The 18419-nt window shown below is 73.9% G+C and carries 21 protein-coding genes; 13 read left to right on the plus strand and 8 right to left on the minus strand.

The window, feature by feature from the left end; all coding sequences use genetic code 11:
• Window positions 1-29: 29 nt before the first annotated feature.
• The 5 genes from deoC (at window position 30) to ACFVFS_RS21155 (ending at window position 4743) form a co-directional block, all read left to right on the plus strand.
• On the plus strand, window positions 30-1016 hold the full coding sequence (gene deoC, locus ACFVFS_RS21135; protein WP_380626127.1) for a deoxyribose-phosphate aldolase: 987 nt from the start codon (window positions 30-32) through the stop codon (window positions 1014-1016).
• Between the two features lie 5 nt (window positions 1017-1021).
• On the plus strand, window positions 1022-2506 hold the full coding sequence (locus tag ACFVFS_RS21140) for an aldehyde dehydrogenase family protein (RefSeq protein WP_380626128.1): 1485 nt from the start codon (window positions 1022-1024) through the stop codon (window positions 2504-2506).
• Window positions 2499-3401, plus strand: a complete 903-nt coding sequence (locus ACFVFS_RS21145; protein ID WP_380626129.1) for an aldehyde dehydrogenase family protein — start codon at window positions 2499-2501, stop codon at window positions 3399-3401. The genes ACFVFS_RS21140 and ACFVFS_RS21145 overlap by 8 nt, the downstream gene beginning before the upstream one ends.
• 245 nt (window positions 3402-3646) lie before the next feature.
• On the plus strand, window positions 3647-4057 hold the full coding sequence (locus ACFVFS_RS21150) for a hypothetical protein (RefSeq protein WP_380626130.1): 411 nt from the start codon (window positions 3647-3649) through the stop codon (window positions 4055-4057).
• Between the two features lie 47 nt (window positions 4058-4104).
• Complete coding sequence (locus tag ACFVFS_RS21155) at window positions 4105-4743, plus strand: uridine kinase (RefSeq protein WP_380626131.1); 639 nt, start codon at window positions 4105-4107, stop codon at window positions 4741-4743.
• Between the two features lie 231 nt (window positions 4744-4974).
• On the opposite strand, the gene ACFVFS_RS21160 is transcribed toward ACFVFS_RS21155, so the two are convergent.
• Complete coding sequence (locus ACFVFS_RS21160; protein WP_380626177.1) at window positions 4975-5685, minus strand: SigE family RNA polymerase sigma factor; 711 nt, start codon at window positions 5683-5685, stop codon at window positions 4975-4977.
• A 571-nt stretch (window positions 5686-6256) separates the two neighbouring features.
• Here ACFVFS_RS21160 and ACFVFS_RS21165 point away from each other — a divergent pair.
• The 4 genes from ACFVFS_RS21165 to ACFVFS_RS21180 all read left to right on the plus strand — a co-directional run bounded on the left by ACFVFS_RS21165 (window position 6257) and on the right by ACFVFS_RS21180 (window position 9640).
• Entirely contained in the window at window positions 6257-6934 is a 678-nt protein-coding gene (locus ACFVFS_RS21165; protein ID WP_350553901.1) for a response regulator transcription factor, read from the plus strand.
• Between the two features lie 69 nt (window positions 6935-7003).
• Entirely contained in the window at window positions 7004-8518 is a 1515-nt protein-coding gene (locus ACFVFS_RS21170; RefSeq protein ID WP_380626132.1) for an ATP-binding protein, read from the plus strand.
• Window positions 8515-8886 (plus strand): hypothetical protein, encoded by a 372-nt coding sequence (locus ACFVFS_RS21175; protein WP_380626133.1) that lies wholly within the window; start codon window positions 8515-8517, stop codon window positions 8884-8886. Before ACFVFS_RS21170 ends, ACFVFS_RS21175 begins: the two co-directional genes overlap by 4 nt.
• Before the next feature lie 178 nt (window positions 8887-9064).
• Window positions 9065-9640 (plus strand): VanZ family protein, encoded by a 576-nt coding sequence (locus ACFVFS_RS21180; protein WP_380626134.1) that lies wholly within the window; start codon window positions 9065-9067, stop codon window positions 9638-9640.
• A 93-nt stretch (window positions 9641-9733) separates the two neighbouring features.
• Here ACFVFS_RS21180 and ACFVFS_RS21185 read toward each other — a convergent pair whose 3' ends face one another.
• Together ACFVFS_RS21185 and ACFVFS_RS21190 are read right to left on the minus strand one after the other, a co-directional pair.
• Window positions 9734-10378, minus strand: a complete 645-nt coding sequence (locus ACFVFS_RS21185; RefSeq protein WP_380626135.1) for a PhzF family phenazine biosynthesis protein — start codon at window positions 10376-10378, stop codon at window positions 9734-9736.
• A 206-nt stretch (window positions 10379-10584) separates the two neighbouring features.
• Window positions 10585-12168, minus strand: a complete 1584-nt coding sequence (locus tag ACFVFS_RS21190; protein WP_380626136.1) for a hypothetical protein — start codon at window positions 12166-12168, stop codon at window positions 10585-10587.
• Between the two features lie 325 nt (window positions 12169-12493).
• On the opposite strand from ACFVFS_RS21190, the gene ACFVFS_RS21195 reads away from it, so the two are divergent.
• Window positions 12494-12937 (plus strand): hypothetical protein, encoded by a 444-nt coding sequence (locus ACFVFS_RS21195; protein ID WP_380626137.1) that lies wholly within the window; start codon window positions 12494-12496, stop codon window positions 12935-12937.
• 67 nt (window positions 12938-13004) lie between these two features.
• On the opposite strand, the gene aspS is transcribed toward ACFVFS_RS21195, so the two are convergent.
• The gene (gene aspS, locus ACFVFS_RS21200; RefSeq protein ID WP_380626138.1) at window positions 13005-14294 is read right to left on the minus strand and encodes an aspartate--tRNA(Asn) ligase; all 1290 of its coding nucleotides are present in this window, start codon (window positions 14292-14294) and stop codon (window positions 13005-13007) included.
• 328 nt (window positions 14295-14622) lie between these two features.
• Here aspS and ACFVFS_RS21205 point away from each other — a divergent pair, with 328 nt between their 5' ends.
• The 3 genes from ACFVFS_RS21205 to ACFVFS_RS21215 all read left to right on the plus strand — a co-directional run bounded on the left by ACFVFS_RS21205 (window position 14623) and on the right by ACFVFS_RS21215 (window position 16412).
• Window positions 14623-15516 carry an FAD-dependent oxidoreductase gene (locus ACFVFS_RS21205; protein ID WP_380626139.1) on the plus strand — a complete coding sequence of 298 codons (894 nt, stop codon included), beginning with the start codon at window positions 14623-14625 and terminating at the stop codon, window positions 15514-15516.
• A 175-nt stretch (window positions 15517-15691) separates the two neighbouring features.
• The gene (locus ACFVFS_RS21210) at window positions 15692-15913 is read left to right on the plus strand and encodes a hypothetical protein (RefSeq protein WP_380626140.1); all 222 of its coding nucleotides are present in this window, start codon (window positions 15692-15694) and stop codon (window positions 15911-15913) included.
• Window positions 15897-16412 carry a DUF6879 family protein gene (locus ACFVFS_RS21215; RefSeq protein ID WP_380626141.1) on the plus strand — a complete coding sequence of 172 codons (516 nt, stop codon included), beginning with the start codon at window positions 15897-15899 and terminating at the stop codon, window positions 16410-16412. Before ACFVFS_RS21210 ends, ACFVFS_RS21215 begins: the two co-directional genes overlap by 17 nt.
• A 132-nt stretch (window positions 16413-16544) precedes the next feature.
• On the opposite strand, the gene ACFVFS_RS21220 is transcribed toward ACFVFS_RS21215, so the two are convergent.
• Genes ACFVFS_RS21220 through ACFVFS_RS21235 form a run of 4 tightly spaced genes read right to left on the minus strand, consistent with a single transcriptional unit; the run spans window position 16545 to window position 18372 of the window.
• On the minus strand, window positions 16545-16787 hold the full coding sequence (locus ACFVFS_RS21220; RefSeq protein ID WP_380626142.1) for a DUF397 domain-containing protein: 243 nt from the start codon (window positions 16785-16787) through the stop codon (window positions 16545-16547).
• Between the two features lie 50 nt (window positions 16788-16837).
• Window positions 16838-17245 (minus strand): hypothetical protein, encoded by a 408-nt coding sequence (locus ACFVFS_RS21225; RefSeq protein WP_380626143.1) that lies wholly within the window; start codon window positions 17243-17245, stop codon window positions 16838-16840.
• Window positions 17246-17276: 31 nt separating this feature from the next.
• Window positions 17277-17477, minus strand: coding sequence for a DUF397 domain-containing protein (locus tag ACFVFS_RS21230; RefSeq protein WP_380626144.1), 201 nt, complete (start codon window positions 17475-17477; stop codon window positions 17277-17279).
• Between the two features lie 10 nt (window positions 17478-17487).
• Window positions 17488-18372 carry a helix-turn-helix domain-containing protein gene (locus ACFVFS_RS21235; RefSeq protein ID WP_380626145.1) on the minus strand — a complete coding sequence of 295 codons (885 nt, stop codon included), beginning with the start codon at window positions 18370-18372 and terminating at the stop codon, window positions 17488-17490.
• Between the last annotated feature and the right edge of the window lie 47 nt (window positions 18373-18419).

An 18419-nucleotide genomic window follows, 5' to 3' on the forward strand; every position in this document is an offset into this window, starting at 1 on the left:
ACGCGCGTAGATATGCTGGTGTGGTGACTATGTCCACTCTTGCAGCCAACGCCCCGGGCGTCGCCGGCAGCGGTCTCGCGGACGTCGCGGCGTCCGAGGCCTCGCTCCGCCGCTTCCTGCACGGCCTGCCCGGTGTCGACCAGGTCGGCCTGGAGGCGCGTGCCGCCACGCTCGGTACCCGCTCGATCAAGACCACGGCCAAGGCGTACGCCATCGACCTGGCCATCTCGATGATCGACCTGACCACGCTGGAGGGCGCGGACACGGTCGGCAAGGTGCGCGGTCTGTGCGCCAAGGGCAGGAACCCCGACCCGACCGATCCGACCACCCCCCGCGTCGCCGCGATCTGTGTCTATCCGGACATGGTCGCCACCGCGAAGGCCGCGCTGCAGGGCACCGACATCCAGGTCGCCTCCGTCGCCACCGCCTTCCCGGCCGGCCGCGCCGCACTGCCGGTCAAGCTCGCCGACACCGCCGACGCGGTCGCCGCCGGCGCCGACGAGATCGACATGGTCATCGACCGGGGCGCCTTCCTCTCCGGCCGCTACCTGGACGTCTTCCGGGAGATCGTCGCCGTCAAGGAGGCCTGCCGCCGCCCCGACGGGAGCTCCGCCCACCTCAAGGTGATCTTCGAGACCGGCGAGCTGCAGACCTACGACAACGTCCGCCGGGTCTCCTGGCTGGCGATGCTGGCCGGCGCCGACTTCATCAAGACCTCCACCGGCAAGGTCGCCGTCAACGCGACGCCGCCGGTCACCCTGCTGATGCTGGAGGCGGTCCGCGACTTCCGCGCGGCCACCGGCGTCCAGGTCGGCGTGAAGCCGGCCGGCGGGATCCGCACCACCAAGGACGCCATGAAGTACCTGGTGATGGTCAACGAGACCCTCGGCGACGACTGGCTGAGCCCGCACTGGTTCCGCTTCGGCGCCTCCAGCCTGCTCAACGACCTGCTGATGCAGCGCCAGAAGCTGACCACCGGACGGTACTCCGGCCCCGACTACGTGACGGTGGACTGATCACCATGCCCAAGAAGAAGAACACCGAGGAGCCCGCGGCCCAGAAGCCGGCGGGCGGCCTCTTCACGTACGCCCCGGCGCCCGAGTCGCCCGCCGCGGCCGGCGACATCGCCGCCTCCTACGGCCACTTCATCGGCGGCGAGTTCGTCGACTCCTCCGGCAGCGAGGCGCTGAAGACGGTCAACCCGGCCACCGAGCAGGTGCTCGCCGAGTTCGCCCAGGGCACCGGGGAGGACGTCGACCGCGCCGTCGCCGCCGCCCGCAAGGCCTTCGCCGACTGGTCGGCGCTGCCCGGCAGCGAGCGCGCCAAGTACCTGTTCCGGATCGCCCGGATCATCCAGGAGCGCAGCCGCGAGCTGGCCGTGCTGGAGTCGATCGACAACGGCAAGCCGATCCGCGAGACCCGCGACGTCGACCTGCCGCTGGTCGCCGCGCACTTCTTCTACTACGCGGGCTGGGCCGACAAGCTGGACTACGCCGGCTTCGGCCCCAGCCCGAAGCCGCTGGGCGTGGCCGGCCAGGTCATCCCGTGGAACTTCCCGCTGCTGATGCTGGCGTGGAAGATCGCCCCGGCGCTGGCCACCGGCAACACGGTCGTGCTGAAGCCGGCCGAGACCACCCCGCTGACCGCGCTGCGCTTCGCCGAGATCTGCCGCCAGGCCGGTCTGCCGAAGGGCGTCGTCAACATCGTCACCGGCGACGGCCGCACCGGAGCCGCGCTCACCGCGCACCCGGACGTCAACAAGGTCGCCTTCACCGGCTCCACCCCGGTCGGCCGGGCGATCGCCAAGCAGGTGGCCGGCACCCGCAAGAAGCTCTCGCTGGAGCTGGGCGGCAAGGCCGCGAACATCGTCTTCGACGACGCGCCGATCGACCAGGCCGTCGAGGGCATCGTCAACGGCATCTTCTTCAACCAGGGCCACGTCTGCTGCGCGGGCTCGCGCCTGCTGGTCCAGGAGTCGGTCCAGGACGAGCTGCTGGAGGCGCTCAAGCGCCGGATGGGCACCCTGCGGGTCGGCGACCCGCTGGACAAGAACACCGACATCGGCGCGATCAACTCCGCCGAGCAGCTGGCCCGGATCACCGCGCTGACCGAGGCCGGCGAGGCCGAGGGCGCCGAACGCTGGTCCCCCGCCTGCGAGCTGCCGGGCAGCGGCTTCTGGTTCCGGCCGACCGTCTTCACCGGCGTCAGCCAGGCCCACCGGATCGCCCAGGAGGAGATCTTCGGACCGGTGCTGTCGGTGCTGACCTTCCGCACCCCCGCCGAGGCGGTCGAGAAGGCCAACAACACCCCCTACGGCCTCTCCGCCGGCATCTGGACGGAGAAGGGCTCGCGCATCCTCTGGATGGCGAACCGGCTCAAGGCCGGCGTGGTCTGGGCCAACACCTTCAACAAGTTCGACCCGACCTCGCCGTTCGGCGGCTACAAGGAGTCGGGCTACGGCCGCGAGGGTGGCCGGCACGGTCTGGAGGCCTACCTCGATGTCTGATGTCGTGAGCCGTCTTGATGTCCTCAAGACCTACAAGCTGTACGTCGGCGGGAAGTTCCCGCGCTCCGAGAGCGGGCGGGTGTACGAGGTGACGGACGCGAAGGGCGAGTGGCTGGCCAACGCCCCGCTCGGGACCCGCAAGGACGCCCGCGACGCGGTCGTGGCCGCCCGCGCGGCGGTCAAGGGCTGGGCCGGCACCACCGCGTACAACCGCGGCCAGGTGCTGTACCGGGTCGCCGAGATGCTGCAGGGCCGGCGCGAGCAGTTCGCCGCCGAGGTGGCGCTCTCCGAGGGCATCGGCCCGAAGAAGGCCGCCGCCCTGGTGGACGCCGCGATCGACCGCTGGGTCTGGTACGCCGGCTGGACCGACAAGGTGGCCCAGATCGCGGGCGGCGCCAACCCGGTCGCCGGCCCGTACTTCAACCTCTCCACCCCGGAGCCGACCGGCGTGGTCGGGATCGTCGCCCCGCAGGCCGGGTACGGGCACTCGCTGCTCGGCCTGGTCTCGGTGGTCGCCCCGGCGATCGCCACCGGCAACACCGTGGTGGTGGCGGCCGCGGCCGACGCCCCGCTGCCGGCGCTGTCCCTGGGCGAGGTGCTGGCCACCTCGGACGTCCCGGGCGGCGTGGTCAACCTGCTGTCCGGCCGGACCGCCGACATCGCGCCGACCCTGGCCTCCCACCAGGACGTCAACGCCGTGGACCTCACCGGCGCGATCGCCGCCGACGGTCCCGGCGCGGCGGGCGCGCTGGAAGCCCTCGCCGCGGATACCCTGAAGAGGGTGATCCGCCCGGAGCTGGACCCGTTCGCCCAGGACTGGACGATTGCTCCCGGAACGGACCGGCTACTCTCGTTCCTGGAGACCAAGACGGTCTGGCACCCGATGGGTATCTGACCACCAGGTCCCCGCAGCGGCTACGCTCCGTGGCCGCCGGTTGTGAAACAACTCCACAGACTGGCCGTCCCCCGTGCCCTCTCCCCCCCAGGGCCCGGACGGTCATAGGACGGACCCGCGCCTCTCCCCCCCTGGCGCGGGTCCGTCGACTTTCGTCGCCGCGCCGTCCGCCTTTCGGCGCTCCCGCGGCCCCGCACCGCCCGGCCAGACTGGGGCGGCACGCGCACCGAGGGGGGACGACGCTCATGGGAGAACTGGCCGCCGAGCTGATGGCACTGTTCGCGGACGGGTTCTGGCGCACCGCGCGGGTGGCCCGCGCCCGGCGCCGGCTGGCCGCCGGACGGCCGGTGCGCATCCCCTGCTCGGCGCGCGCCGCCGGCCCGGGAGCGCGCGGCGACTACGTCGGCGGCCTGCTGCGGATCGCCCCCGGCGCCCCGGCCGCCGCCTTCACCGCCCGCGGCCGCGCCCGGGTCGTACTGGCCGCGGGCGGCACCTTCCACGACCCCGAGCCGGACACCTGGTACGACCAGGACTGGGCCGCCACCGCCTACCGGCCGCCGGGCGCCGAGCACCCCGTTCACCTCCAGGTCGACAGCCGCTACCTGCCGCTGCTGCACGCCGCGCTGACCGCCCCGGGAGCGGCGAAGGCCGGCTGATCCGACCGGTTTCGGCATCGGGCCCCGATGCGTCAGACTGGTGTCCCGTGAGTGACTCCCCGCTGAACCCTGTGCCGATAGCCCGCGCCCGGGTGGTCCTGCTCGCCGGGCCCTCCGGATCGGGGAAGTCCTCGCTCGCCGAGCGCAGCGGCCTTCCGGTGCTCCAGCTCGACGACTTCTACAAGGACGGCGACGACCCGAGCCTGCCGCGGCTGCCCGACGGCTCGGTGGACTGGGACTCCCCGCTCTCCTGGCACCGCGAGCAGGCCGTCGCGGCCATCCGGGCCCTGTGCACCGCCGGCCGGGCCGAGGTGCCGGTGTACTCGATCCCGGACAACGGCCGGGTCTCCACCCGGGTGCTGGAGCTCGGCGGGGCCGGCGCGTTCGTCGCCGAGGGCATCTTCGCCGCCGAGATCACCGCCGACTGCGCCGCCGAGGAACTGCTCGGCGACGCCCTGTGCCTGCGCAACGGCGCGCTGACGACCGCCTGGTGGCGGCTGCGCCGGGACGTCCGCGAGGGCCGCAAGTCGCTGCCGGTGCTGCTGCGCCGCGGCTGGCGGCTGATGCGGGCCGAGCGGGGCATCGTCGGCCGGCAGGTCGCGCTGGGCGCGCGCCCGTGCAACGGGCCGGAGGCCGGGCGGCGGATCCGCGCGGCGGCCGCCGCCGGGGAGCTGTCCGCCGTCTGAGGACCCGCCATCTGAGGACCCCCCGTGCCTCCCCAAGAACGCGGAACGGCGGGCCCGGTGCGTCTCCCCCGCACCGGGCCCGCCGCCTTCCCCGGACGGTCGCGGATCCCCTCCGGTGCCGCCGCTCCCCCGAGCCGGCGCCACCCGTACCGCGTCCGTCCTGCTACCCGTCCCCCGACGGGAGCCCTGTCCGGTCCCACCCCCACGGCGGACCGGAACGTCTCGATGGTGCTACGCGACCAGCTCGCCGAACGCCCGCAGGGTGTCGCCCGAGGTGTTCAGCTGCTCGTCGTCGCGCAGCCGGCGCAGCGCGCGCCAGATGCTGCTCTTGACCGTGCCGACGCTGATGCCGAGGACGTCGGCGATCTCCGGGTCGGTCTTGCCCTCGTAGTAGCGCAGCACCAGCATGGTGCGCTGGTTCTCCGGGAGCTTGGCCAGCGCCTGCCAGAGCACGGTGCGCAGCTCGGTGCCGCCCATCGCGTCGGTGTCGCCGACCGTCTCCGGCAGCTCCTCGGTCGGGTACTCGTTGACCTTGCGGCGCCGCCAGGCGGAGATGTGCAGGTTGGTCATGGTGCGGCGGAGGTAGCCCCCGACCGCGGCCTTGTCGGTGATCCGGCCCCAGGCGCGGTAGGTGCTGAAGAGCGCGCTCTGCAGCAGGTCCTCGGCCTCGTAGCGGTCACCGGTGAGGTGGTAGGCGGTGGCGTACAGCGAGGCGCGGCGCTCGCGGACGTACGCGGTGAACTCGGTGATGTGGTCCTCGGCGGCGGCGGGGCGCTCCCCCTGCGTCCCGGCCCGCTGCGTCCCGGCCCGCTGCGCGTCGGTGGCGGGCGCCGCCGCGGGGCTCAGCCGCAGCAGCGTCGCACCGGCGGCCTCGCGGCCGGCCGACTCCCCCGAGTCGGCCTTCCGCAGGCCGGTTCCCCCGACGCCCCGGTTCCCCCCCAGGGCGTCCTTGCCCTCGACGCGGACGGGGAGGATCCCCCGCAGCGTCAAGGTGCCGGCGGAGTCGGCCGCGTTCCCCCGGCGGCCGATCCCGTGCAGCTCCCCCGTCCTGCCGCCGCCGCTCACCCGGCGGGCGACAGTGTTTCCACCGGTGCTGTGCGCGCACCCCCGTACGATCACGGCACCCGAGGCCTCCTCGGTCCCGGCGTCGATCCGGGTCCCGAAGGCGGTGACCGATGAACGCGCGGTGCGGACAGCCGGGTTGGTCCGGGTCTGAAGCGTGGCGTTCATCGTGCGCCCCCTGGGTCGGTTCGAGCGGTTCCTTTGTCGCCGCCTCGGCCGGCCCTTCGGCCCGCTGTCCTGCGGCGACATCGAAAATCCTGCCCGCCGGTTGTGATGGCGCTGTCCGTCGACTGTCACAGGGCTGTCACAGGGCCGGGCCTTTCGTCCCGTGCGCCCTCCCGCCGTTGACGGACGCCGGCGGCGGGCCCTCCGGTTCCCGCCCGGGCGGCGCCCGGACCGGGCCGGGCGGTAGGGGGGTGATTACCCGCTCCGGGTGAGCCAGAATGAGGCCGTGCCTTTCCTCCTTCTGATCGAGGACGACGACGCCATCCGCACCGGCCTCGAACTCGCCCTCACCCGCCAGGGCCACCGCGTGGCCACCGCCGCGTCCGGTGAGGACGGTCTGAGGCTCTTCAAGGAGCAGCGGCCGGACCTCATCGTGCTGGACGTGATGCTGCCCGGTATCGACGGCTTCGAAGTGTGCCGCCGGATCCGCCGCACCGACCAGCTGCCGATCATCCTGCTCACCGCGCGCTCCGACGACATCGACGTGGTGGTGGGCCTGGAGTCCGGCGCGGACGACTACGTGGTCAAGCCGGTGCAGCCGCGCGTGCTGGACGCCCGGATCCGGGCCGTGCTGCGGCGCGGCGAGCGGGAGAGCTCGGACTCCTCGGTCTACGGCAGCGTGGTGATCGACCGGGCGGCGATGACGGTCACCAAGGACGGCGCCGACCTCCAGCTCACCCCGACCGAGCTGCGGCTGCTGCTGGAGCTCAGCCGGCGGCCCGGCCAGGCGCTGTCGCGCCAGCAGCTGCTGCGGCTGGTCTGGGAGCACGACTACCTGGGCGACTCCCGGCTGGTGGACGCCTGTGTCCAGCGGCTGCGGGCCAAGGTCGAGGACGTGCCCTCGGCCCCGACGCTGATCCGCACGGTGCGCGGCGTCGGCTACCGGCTGGACCCCCCGGCGTGACCGCCATCCTCCGTCCGGCGCCGGCGATATCCCGCCGCGCGCGCTGACCTTCCGCAACGACAGGCTCCCGTGACTGACCATCAGACGACGGCCCGGTTCTCCTCCGGCCCGTGGCGGCGGCTGCGCTCGCTGCGCGTGCGGCTGATCGCGGTGTTCGCCGCGGTCGCCCTGCTCACCGCCGTCTCCGCCTCCGGCATCGCGTACTGGCTCAACCGCGACGCGGTGCTCAAGCGCGCGCAGGACACCGCGCTCAACGACTTCCGGGTCTCGCTCAGCCGCAACGTGTCGAGCCTGCCGCTGGGCGCCACCTGCGAGGACCTCAACACGCTGGCGAACACCGTCGCCAGCTCCGGGCTCAGCTACGACGTGGTCGTGGCGGACCCGGCGCTGCCCGACTGCATCGCCTCCTCCAGCCCCACCCAGTACACCCTGGCCAACGTGCCGACGCCGCTGCGGACCGCGGTCGGCAAGCCCCGCGAGCTCACCGAGTCCAACCCGTACACGTACCACCTGTACTGGCAGCGGCAGAACCTCGACGGGCGGCCGTTCGTGATCGGCGGCACCAAGGTGGTGCCGACCGGCCCGACCGCGTACATGTTCAAGTCGCTGGAGAACGAGCGGGCCGATCTCAACACGCTCGGCTGGTCGCTGGCGATCGCCACGCTGCTGGCGCTGATCGGCTCGGCGCTGCTCGCGCAGGCGGCCTCGGCGACGGTGCTGCGGCCGGTCCGGCGGCTCGGCGACGCGGCGCGGCGGCTCGGCGAGGGCCACCTGGACACCCGGCTGGAGGTCGAGGGCTCGGACGAGCTCGCCGACCTGGCGCGGACCTTCAACCGGACCGCGGAGTCGCTGCACGAGCAGGTCGAGGAGCTGAGCGCGCGCGAGGCGCAGAGCCGGCGGTTCGTCGCCGACATGTCGCACGAGCTGCGCACCCCGCTGACCGCGATGACCGCCGTGACGGACATCCTGGAGGACGAGGCGGAGTCGCTGGACCCGATGATCGAGCCGGCGGTGCGGCTGGTGGTCAGCGAGACCCGCCGGCTGTCGGACCTGGTGGAGAACCTCATGGAGGTGACCCGCTTCGACGCGGGCACGGCCAAGCTGGTCGCCGACGAGGTGGACATCGCGGACCTGATCATGTCCTGCATCGACGGCCGGGCCTGGTACGACGCGGTGGAGGTGGACGCGCCGCGCGGCGTGCGGGCGGTGGTCGACCCGCGCCGGCTGGACGTCGTCTTCGCCAACCTCATCGGCAACGCGCTGAAGCACGGCGGCTCGCCGGTCCGGGTGCGGGTGCGCGAGGACGGCGACAGCGTGGTCGTCGAGGTCTCGGACAGCGGCCCGGGCATCCCCGAGGACGTCCTGCCGCACGTCTTCGACCGGTTCTACAAGGCCGACAAGGGGCGGGCGCGCTCGGAGGGAAGCGGCCTGGGCCTGTCCATCGCGATGGCCAACGCGCAGATCCACGGGGGGACCATCACCGCCGCGAACGGCGAGGTCGGCGCGGTGTTCACGCTGACGCTGCCGCGGACCCCGCCGCCCGTGCCGCCGGCCGACGCCGCCTCCGAGGAGAGTGCCCAGTGACCCGAGTCCGTCGACGACGCCCGCTCGCCGCCGCCGCGCTGCTGGGGCTGGCCGCGCTGGCCGTGGGCTGCGGCATCCGCCCGACCGCCGTCCCGGTGGACGCGGGCGCGCCGGCGAGCCGGACGGCCTGCCCAACGGTGGCGCGGATACCCACGGCGCCGAGCACGCCGTCCCCGGCCGCCGGATCGGGCGCGGGCGCGACCGGCCAGACCCCGGCGCACACCGCTGCCGCGCGCGCCGGTTCCTCGCCGTCCCCGGCGCCGTCGCCCGCCGTGGTGTCGCCGACGTCGCCGGCGACGCCGCCTGCGGACAACGTGTTCGGCGCGCTGCCCTCGCCCACGGCGTCCACCACGCCGCCCTGCCGGTAGGGGCCCGCCTTCGGGGCCCCGGGCCGCCCGGTTCACCGGGCGGCCCACCCCGCGGCCCGCGCCGATCCCCGGCGCGCGGCGCGAAGTTCACACCGGGCATGGAACCGTCACGCCGTCGGCGCACGTCCTTCCCCCCGTGCAGCGAGATGGCACCAGGCCACGCGAGGAGCGTGCCGGAGTGCGGACCGAGACCGGACGGGCGACGGCCGTCCAGCGATCCCAGCGTCCACTACGGGTGGTGGGCCTGCTGGGCCTCACCCTCCACCTGCTGCTGGCGGGCTGGATGGTGCTGAGGCCACTGCCGGTGGCCTGGGTCTACGACGCCAACCTGACGCCACTGGCCTCGCTCCGCTCCTCCAGCGCGGGCCAGATCTGCGCCGAACTGCTGCTCCTCGCCCCGCTGGGCCTCTTCCTCCCGCTCGCCGGGGGTCGGCTGACGACCCGTTGGCTGCCGTCCTTCCTGCGCACCACCGGCGCCTCGGCCCTGCTGGCCACCGCGCTGGAGTTCCTCTCCTCCTGGGCCCCGGGCCATGTGCTCAACGTGGACCACATCCTGTTCGCCGTCCTCGGCGTCGCGGCCACCCATCTCGCCCTGGTCCCGGCCGGCCGTTCGTTCCTGCTGCACCGCGCCACGACCCCCCGGGTCCCGCCGGCCGCACCGGCGCCGGCACCCGCGCCCGCTCCGGCGCCGCCGGCCCCGTCCGTCGAGCCGCTGTTCGGCCTCGGCTCGCCGAGCACCGCACGCCGGGGCTGACCCCGCACGGACCGGGTTCCAGCGGCTGTCGCGTTCCGGCGCTCTCCTACCCGGATGGCGACCACGTCGGACGCGCTGTCCTCCGCGGCCCCCTCAGCCCGCGCGGCGGACCCGGCCCCCGACCTCGATCAGGCCGTCGGGCGTGATGCCCGTGACGAGCTGCGAGCCCCGCCCCTGGGTGATGGTCAGGCCGCGGCCCAGTTCGGCGGTCAGCAGGATGGCGGCCGCGCCGGTGGCCTCGTCCTCGTCGATGCCGTCGTCCCGGCCGGGGAATGCCCTGGCGCGGACGGTTCCGGCCGCCTCGTCCTGCCAGGCCCAGGCGTAGATCCACTCGCCCGGCGGCGGCACCGCCAGGCCGTCCACCTCGGCGGGCGTCGCGTGCCGGCGCAGGGTGCGCGGCGGGGCCCAGGCGGCGGGCGCCGCGATCCGGGTGAACGCGCCGTCGCGCCGGACGCCGACCACGCCGGCCGCCGTGACCAGCCGGTCCACGCCGAGCAGCCAGGCGGTGCCGACGCAGGGGTGGCCGGCGAACGGCAGCCGCAGGCCCGGAGTGTAGATGTCGATGGCGCCGCGCCGCGCGTCGTCCACGAACACCGTCTCGCTGAAGCCGAGTTCCCGCGCGACCGCCTGCCGGTCACGCTCCCCGGGAACGGCGGCACCGTCCCGGACGACGCCCAGCGCATTGCCGTGCCCACCGTCCGGGCCGCAGAACACGTGCAGCACCTCGTGCTCGGTCATCCCTCGCTCACCCCTACCCGCTCCTCGCCCGCGCGCCCTTCGCGCGGGCCGGTGGTCACGCCGCCGCGGCATCCGCCCGGGCAGGCGCACGGCGCCCGCCCGGGGGCCGCCGAACACCTGGGCCCCGACTCGGGCGCGCGACGGTCACACGGCGCCGGTGGTCGGACCCCCGGCCCAGCCCGCCTCACATCCGCCCGCGCCGACCGTCACGCCCCCGGGTTCGCCGGCGGACCCGGCTCCGGCCGTGGGGCGGGGGGCGCCGCCGGGCGGGCCGCCGGGGCGCCGCCCGGGCGGGGCGGTCGGGCGGCCAGGGCGTGGCGGGGCCTCTGGCGGCGGCGGGCCACCAGGAGTGTGCCGATGCCCATCGCGATCGCGGTGGCGCCGGTGATCGCCATCGGGGTGTCGGTCGGTGAGCCGCCGGTGGAGGCGAGGCCGGCGGACGGCGCCGCGCCCGCCACGGTCACGGTGACGGCCGGTGCCGAGGCGGCCGACCCGTCCGCCGGGGTCTCGGTGGCCGCCGCCGGGACGGCCCCCGCCGTGCCGCTCGCGTCCGTGCTCGGGGTGACCGCCGCGAGGCCGACCGGCGGACCGCCCAGCGCGCTGGGCGCGGCGGCCGGCGGCTCGGCGGAGGCCGCCGGGGCGGTGCCGGACGTGCTCGGAACGGTGGTCGGCGGGACCGGCGCGGCGGCCACGGTGACGTCGACCGCCGAACTGGCGGCCGCCACCCCGGTGCCGCCCCCGGTGAGGGGCACGCTGAGCCCGGCGAACTGGACCGTCACGACGCCCGCCTGGACGTCCTGGCCGAACGCCAGCCGCACGTTGAGCGTCCGGGACTCGCCGTCGTGCAGCCGGACCGGCGAGGCGTCCTTGTCCGGCGTGCGCAGCAGGAGCGTGAGCGCCCCGGCCGCGGTGCGGCTGCCGTCGGGGGTGGCCGCCAGCCACTGGCCGTCGGGGGTCTGGAAGTCCAGCCCCGCCGCCCCGGCGGCGGGCAGGTTCGCGCCCCGGAGGGTGAGTTCGGGCAGGAAGGAGACGTCCTTGCCGCTGCGGTTGGTGAGCGTCAGCCGGAACGGCCGGGCCTCGCCGCCGGCGGCGAAGGCGGCGGGCACCGCGTCCAGACCGAGGAACGGCGCGCCGGGCGCGGAGGCGGACGTCGGCGCGCCGGTGGGGCCGGCCGCGACGGTGGTGAAGGCCTGGTGCGGGGAGTTCGCCTCGGAGGTCCGGCTCTCCGGCGGCAGGGTCGGGTCGGAGACCACCGCCCGGAAGCCGGCGGTGGCCCGGCCGGCGGGCGCGTCGGCGGTGGCGGCGAGCCGCAGCCGGTAGGTGACGGAGGCGCCGGCGGGCAGGCTCAGCCGGGTGTCGAGGTTCCAGGTGGCGCCGGGGCTCGGCGCGGCGGGCTTCCACGAACCGCCGCCGGGGGCCTGGTAGTCCAGCTTGAGCTGGGAATCGCGGAGGCCGGAGTCGCCGATGGCCACGGTGAAGCCGGGGGTGACGTCGACCGAGTGGTCGGCGGAGTTGCGCAGGGTGGCGGTGAACTCGGCGGCCGGACCACCGGCGGTGAGGGTGCCGGGGAAGCCGTTGAGGGTGGACGTCACCGGGCCGTGCTGCTCCTGGGGGGCGCCGACCGGTCCCGGGGTGCCCTGGGCCAGGGCCTGCCGCACCGCCCCGGTGGTCCCGGCCCCGCCGGAGCGCGGCAGCGCGGCAGCGCCGGGGGCGGCCGCGGTCAGGGCCGCCCCCGAGACCAGGGTGGCGGCGGCAGCGAGGGCGAGGGATCTGCGGTGCTGAGTACGCAAGGGGGACCTCACGGAAGGAAGGCGGGCGAACCCGACGAACCCGGCAGCAGGCGGTTCGCCGAGGTGGGGGCCGCGCCGGGACTCTCACCCGGGTCGCTGCTTCGACCCCCAACCACCAGCGACGGCCGCATCATATCCGAACGCACGGACGCTTCCTGAGCGGTTTTCAAGGGCTGAAACACAGGTTCGCCGGGCGGATTCGGCGATGACACCGTGACGAAATCGTGAGGACGGATGTCGGCGGGCTCCAGTACTGTGCGCACTCGTCCCCGGCGGGCCGCCCCCCGCGCGCCCGCCCGTCCCACCGGAACCACAGGAACACCTCGTGAATCTCGACTTCGACGTCGACCCGCTCTTCTCCTGGTACGTCGTCCTGCTCGCGCTCAGCGGCATCGCGCTGCTGGTCATCGGCGCCATCAACCTCGGCGGCCTGAAGATCGGCTGGCGCATCCTCAACGTCCTGGCCGGCCTGGGCTTCACCGGCTACGCGTACTACCTGGCGTTCGTCTTCGACGGCGGCACCTACACGCTGTTCTTCAAGGCGTTCATCCTGCCGGTGGCGCTGATAGTCAACGCGGTAAAGGCCCTGGTCACGCGCTCCGCGACGCCGGCCGCGCCGCCGGTCCCGGCCGCCTCGCCGTACCAGCCGAACGCCGAGTACCCGCCGAACGCGCAGTACCCCCAGGGCGCCCCGCAGCCGCAGGCCTCGCCCTACCAGCCGCAGGCGGCCCAGGCCCCGCAGGCCCCGCCGTACCAGCCGCAGGGCTGAACCCCCGCCCGCCGGGTGGCGCCGCCGGGATGCGGGGCGCCACCCGGCGGCACCGCGCCGGCTCACCTCACGGCGTCAACCGGTGGGCGTCGCGCGGGAAGAGGGCGGTGCGGCGGACGTTCTCCTCCCCCGCCAGCCGCGCCGTCCAGCGCTCCAGCCCGAGCGCGAACCCCCCGTGCGGCGGCATGCCGTGGGCGAAGGCCCGCAGGTACCCCTCGTACGGCCCGGCCGGCTCGCCGCGGGCGGCGAGGGCGGCGAGGTAGTCCTCGTACCGGTGCAGCCGCTGGCCGCCGGTGACCAGCTCCAGTCCGCGGAAGAGCAGGTCGAAGCTGTTCGAGTACTCCGGCCGGCCCGGCTCGGGGTGGGTGTAGAACGGCCGTTTGCGCATCGGGTACCCCGTGACGAACAGGAACGGGCTGCCGTGCTCGCGCTGCGCCCACGCGCCGAGCCACCGCTCGTGCGCCGGTGCGAGGTCCGGCTCGTCGGCGCCCAGCATCCGCATCGCCTCGGCGAAGTGCAGGTGCGGGATCTCGGCCGGGACGGCGGGCGGCTCGACGCCCAGGGTCGCGAGCGCGGCCCCGGCCTGGTCGGCGACCGCCGCGACCATGCCGGCGAGGGCGGCGCGGACCACCGCCATGACGTCCCGGTGGTCGGTGACGAAGCCGAGTTCGGCGTCCAGGCTGGTGTACTGGGCCAGGTGGCGGGCGGTGTCGTGGGGTTCGGCCCGGAACACCGGCCCGGTCTCGTAGACCCGTTCGAAGACGCCGACCATCGTCTGCTTGAAGAACTGCGGCGACTGCGCCAGGTACGCCTCGCGCCCGAACCAGTCCAGCGCGAAGACGTCCGCACCGGACTCGGTCGCCGAGGAGACGACCTTCGGTGTGTGGATCTCGGTGAAGCCCAGGCCGTCCAGCGCCGCCCGGAAGCCGTGCACGGAGGCCGCCGAGACGCGGTGCAGCGCCGCCGGCCGGGGGTGGCGCAGAGCAACGGGGGCGTGGTCGAGGACGACCGGCAGCGAGGCCGGGACGGCCGGGCGGAAGAGGTCGAACGGCGGGGCCGCGGCGGGGCGGGCGAGCACCTCCACCTCCGGCCGGGTCAGCTCCACGCCGTTCGGCGCCTGGGGGTTGGCCGTGACCGTGCCCCGGACGCGCAGCACCGTCTCCTCGGGCAGGTCGGCGACCCCGGCGGGGGCCACCACCTGGGCGAGGCCCGAGCGGTCGCGCAGGACGAGGAAGGTCACGGACTTCAGCGCGCGACGGCGGTGCAACCAGCCGGCGAGTTCGACGGTTCCGCCGATCCGGCCGGGCAGCTCGGCGGCCAGGACGCGGGCGGTGTCGGTGAGAGGGGGGTGGATCATCGCGGCCCTCCGGGGGCGTCGTGGTGATCCCTTGGGAGTGCGGGCGAGAAGGGGACTCGCGGTGCCACCGCACTTTCGCCGCCGTCGCCGGGGCGGGCGGCGGCCTCGATCGGGCCCGGTGACGGGGGCCGGTCGGCGGGGCATTTCCTCCCCGCACTCGGGAGTGTCTTCCCTCCCGGACGCGAGGCCGCCTTCACAGCAGCCGGCGGCTCTCTCGGCTCGCGGGGCCCGGAGGTACTCGTCTCCGTCGACGTGTTGCGGCGAGGCTAGGCCGCCACCGGCCGCCCCGGCAACCGCATTTCGGCCCGGCGGCCGTTACGCTGCCCTGGTGACCCGACAGTCCACCGCACCGTACGACCTGGTGATCGTCGGCGGCGGCCCGGCCGGCTGCGCGGCGGCGGTGATGGCGGCGAGCGTCGGACTGCGGTCGGTGCTCGTCGAACGGTGCGGGCTCGGCGCCACCCTGCGGCGCGTCCCGGCGGTGGCCAACGTCCTCGGCTTCGCCACCGGCACCGCCTACGCCGACGCCCTCGGGGCGGACGTGCGACGGATCGCCGACTCCTGCGAACTCCTGCTCGGCACCGCGGCGACGGAGCTGCACGCCGACGAGGAGGGCGTCACCGTCCTGCTCGACCCGGGCACCGCCGTCCGCGGCCGCTACGCGATCGCCGCCACCGGCGTCCGGGCGGCCCGCCCCGACGAGGCCGGCTGGCTCACCTCGGCCGACGGCCCGGACGCCCCGCCGCCGCTCTGGGAGGCGGACGCCGCCCGGCTGGCCGGCCGCCGCGTCCTCGTCCTCGGCGCCGACCGCCCCCTCGGCACCCTGCTGCGCGCCCACCCCGACGTCCCGCTCGACCTGGTCGTCCCGCACCCGCCCGCGGACGCCTACAAGGCCGACGAGGTCCGCGGCGACCCGCGCGCCGCCCTCCTGGAGACCGCCGCCCTCGACCTCCGCCGCTCCCCCGACGGCTCCTTCGTCGCGGGCGAGTTGGGCACCTTCGCCCCGGACACGGTCTTCGTGAACCTCGGCGTCCGCCCGGCCGCCCTCCCCGGCTCCCTGGCCACCACCCCCGACGGCTACTGCCCACCCGACCGCCAGCACCCCCGCGTCCTCACCGCCGGCGACCTCCGCTCCTCCCGCGGCCAGCGCATCATGACCGCCACCGGCTCCGGCGCCGACGCCGCCCTGCACGCCTACTACGCCCTCCGTCTGGGCGGTTGACGGTGGAGTGGAACGTCGGCGGATCCGACTTCCCACTCCACCGTCGGGCCCGGCACCTTCAAGATCTTTAGGCGAGAACGGGAATAGTCGCCTGTTCGGATGGCCACCACCCGGTCGCACTCCGTAGCGTGATCCTCGGTTTGTTCAACCAGGCGCACCCACAAGGGGGTTCACCATGACCGGAAAGCCGGGACTGATCCGCCTCACGCACGGCGGCAGCGGCGAAGGGTCCGGCGAGTGCGGCGCGGACGACTGCCCCAACGTCTACGCGACCGACCGGGGCTCGTTCGTCGTTCAGGGCGACACGTTCACCGGATTCCTCGCTCCCGACGGCGAGTCGCTCGTCGAGATCCCCGAGGAGACCCTGCGGGAGGCGTTCCGTGTTCTTGGATGGTGACGACTGGCGGGCGTACTTCGACGCCATGGAGTACGACGCCTGGCGGCTGGAGACCCACCCCGTCTACACGGTGCCGCAGGAGGAGGACGGGATTCGCCGTTTCCTCGCCGGCGAACCGCTCGACACCGGGGCCACCGCCGCTTGGAAGGCCCGGCTACGCGGGTACCGGGAGACCGGCCGGCGCGTCGGCCGGGTCCATGTGCTCACGCGTCCGCTGACGGACTACCTGCGCTTCGAGTTCGCGCACTACCGTCACAACGTGGAGGCCGGCGAGGACGTCCGGATCCTCGACCTCACCGACCGCCCGAACCCGGGCCTTCCCGACCAGGACTTCTGGCTGTTCGACGACCGCCGTGTGGTGCTGATGAACTACCGCCCCGACGGCACCCAGATCAACCGCCGGATCCACGGCGGCGATCCCGCCCCGTACGTGGCCTGGAAGGGACTGGCCATCGCCGAGTCCGTTCCCTTCACGGAGTACCTGAAGGATCATGGGTGAGTGACCTTCGCCCCTGAGCCATCGATGGCCGGGGCGATACGCCGCAGATTGGGCTGCCGGTCGCGGACGTGCCTGCGACCGGCAGCCGTTGGAGCAGGAAATCGGCGGGTCCGACTTCCTGCTCCGCTGCCGTCAGGCCTGAAGGCGCGAAACCTGGCTGCGACGAGCCGAAGCCTCTGTGATGTGGTCGAACTCGCCTGTCTTCGTCGCCAGGAGGAATACAGCCAGCCGCTCCGCATCGACCACCAGAACGCTCTCCGGGGCGTCGGACTCCCGCAGGTGGCGAAGTACCCCCGCGTCCATGGCGAGTTCAAGGCAGCTGCCGCCTTCGTTCGAGCCGCTGAAGGACGACTTCTGCCACTGGGGCTCGGACATCGCAGACCTCTCGGATTCGGTGGCCCGGCGCCGTGGGATCACCGGGTGGCTCATGGTGCCGATGACGTGGGGCGGAGGCTGCGGACGGCGAGGGAGAAGGCGGCGGCAGTGAGGGCGGTGGAGAGGAGGAAGAGGAGGGCGACGCCGAGGTGGAGGAGGGCGTGCGGCTCGCGGAGGATGCGGGCGAGGACGAGGTAGCCGGCGGACGCGGTGAGGAGTGCGCCGAGGACGGGGGCGGACCAGCGGTGGAGGGCGAACCGCTCGGGGAGGGCGGAGAGCAGGGAGCCGGTGGGTATGGAGACGAAGGTCCCGAAGAGGAGGCCCACCATGGCCCCGAGCGGTACCGAGGTGTAGCGGAAGGCGACAAGGGCAACCAGGGCGCCCCAGAGGGCCCCGCCGATGACGCCGAACTGGGTGGTGCGAACGATGAGACGGATACGCCAGGCTTCGGCGTTCATCGCTGGGGGTCCTCCGGAGTTGGGCTGCCGATCAGATGAGGTGGTCGAACTCGCCGGTCTTGGCGGCGAGGAGGAGCGCGCGGAGCTTGGGAACGTCGACTGCCATCACGAGGGCAGGTTCATCGGATTCACGCAGGAAACGGAATCCGTCGGGCCCCGAGGCAAGTTCGATGCAGGCGTTCTCAGGGTCCCCTGCACTGAACGACGACTTCTGCCAGATGATCTCGGACATCGCAGGCCTCTCAGGCTTGGAGCAGATAGAGCAGGTGCTGGAGGATTCCCCAGGAGTCACGCGCCGCCGATCCCCGCCGCAGCCCGGAATCATCGACAGGGGGAAGGGCCAAGTCCGTCAGCTGGTCGAACCTCTGGCGGTACGTCGCGACACTCTCGCGATCACCATAGTGGTCAGCTCGCTTGGGAGCATCCAGGACGATCGTCGAGAGTTCAAGGCAACCCGGGTCGCAGAGCAGGAACGAGACCGGACTCGGCGGCTTCTTCGCCACGGTGAAGGGCATCACCTGAATCGTGACGTTCGGACGTTCGACCATGGCAAGCAAGTGCCGCAGTTGATCCCTCATCACAGCGTCGCCGGGGAAGCGCATCCGTAGTGCCGCTTCCTGGATCACGAAATGGAAGTCCTTGCGCTCTTCCAGGATCCGCTGCCGGGCCAACCGGAACCTGACCAGATCCCCCACATCCCACTGGTGATTGCTGTCAGCGCCCTCGAAGACAGCCGCCACATAGCCGGGCACCTGAAGCACTCCGGGAATGTAGAGGGTCTCGTAGTTCGCCAGACGAATCGCCCGGTCCTCGACCTCCGCCAGGTCGAGCGCCAGATCCGGGACCTTGCCCTCGAACTCGCTCCACCAGCCCTTGCCCGTGCTCCGCCCCATCGCCGCGAGCGTGGCCCGGTAGACCGGATCGGTACAGCCGTAGGCGTCCAGCCAGGTCTCAAGGCGCTCCGCGTTCAACGTGATTCGCCCCGCCTCGGTGTGACTCACCGCCGGGCCCCGCATGCCGACCAGCGCTCCGGCCTCTGGGGCGGACAGGCCGGCTGCCGTCCGCAGACGTTGCAGCTCGTCACCGAACCGGCGCTGTCGCTGGCTGATCGGCCCCTTGTATCCCACGACTGTCCTTCCTTGGCCTGCGCAGTCTGGCGCAGAACTCGTGCGCG

This window comes from Kitasatospora sp. NPDC057692 (assembly GCF_042799475.1).
Lineage (GTDB): Bacteria > Actinomycetota > Actinomycetes > Streptomycetales > Streptomycetaceae > Kitasatospora.

What these genes read in the sequence shown, in the direction of transcription:
- deoC (WP_380626127.1), top strand. Translation starts at nt 30, where the DNA reads ATGTCCACTCTTGCAGCCAACGCCCCGGGCGTCGCCGGCAGCGGTCTC.
- ACFVFS_RS21140 (WP_380626128.1), top strand. Translation starts at nt 1,022, where the DNA reads ATGCCCAAGAAGAAGAACACCGAGGAGCCCGCGGCCCAGAAGCCGGCG.
- ACFVFS_RS21145 (WP_380626129.1), top strand. Translation starts at nt 2,499, where the DNA reads ATGTCTGATGTCGTGAGCCGTCTTGATGTCCTCAAGACCTACAAGCTG.
- ACFVFS_RS21150 (WP_380626130.1), top strand. Translation starts at nt 3,647, where the DNA reads ATGGGAGAACTGGCCGCCGAGCTGATGGCACTGTTCGCGGACGGGTTC.
- ACFVFS_RS21185 (WP_380626135.1), bottom strand. Translation starts at nt 10,378, where the DNA reads ATGACCGAGCACGAGGTGCTGCACGTGTTCTGCGGCCCGGACGGTGGG.
- aspS (WP_380626138.1), bottom strand. Translation starts at nt 14,294, where the DNA reads ATGATCCACCCCCCTCTCACCGACACCGCCCGCGTCCTGGCCGCCGAG.
- ACFVFS_RS21210 (WP_380626140.1), top strand. Translation starts at nt 15,692, where the DNA reads ATGACCGGAAAGCCGGGACTGATCCGCCTCACGCACGGCGGCAGCGGC.
- ACFVFS_RS21220 (WP_380626142.1), bottom strand. Translation starts at nt 16,787, where the DNA reads ATGTCCGAGCCCCAGTGGCAGAAGTCGTCCTTCAGCGGCTCGAACGAA.
- ACFVFS_RS21225 (WP_380626143.1), bottom strand. Translation starts at nt 17,245, where the DNA reads ATGAACGCCGAAGCCTGGCGTATCCGTCTCATCGTTCGCACCACCCAG.
- ACFVFS_RS21230 (WP_380626144.1), bottom strand. Translation starts at nt 17,477, where the DNA reads ATGTCCGAGATCATCTGGCAGAAGTCGTCGTTCAGTGCAGGGGACCCT.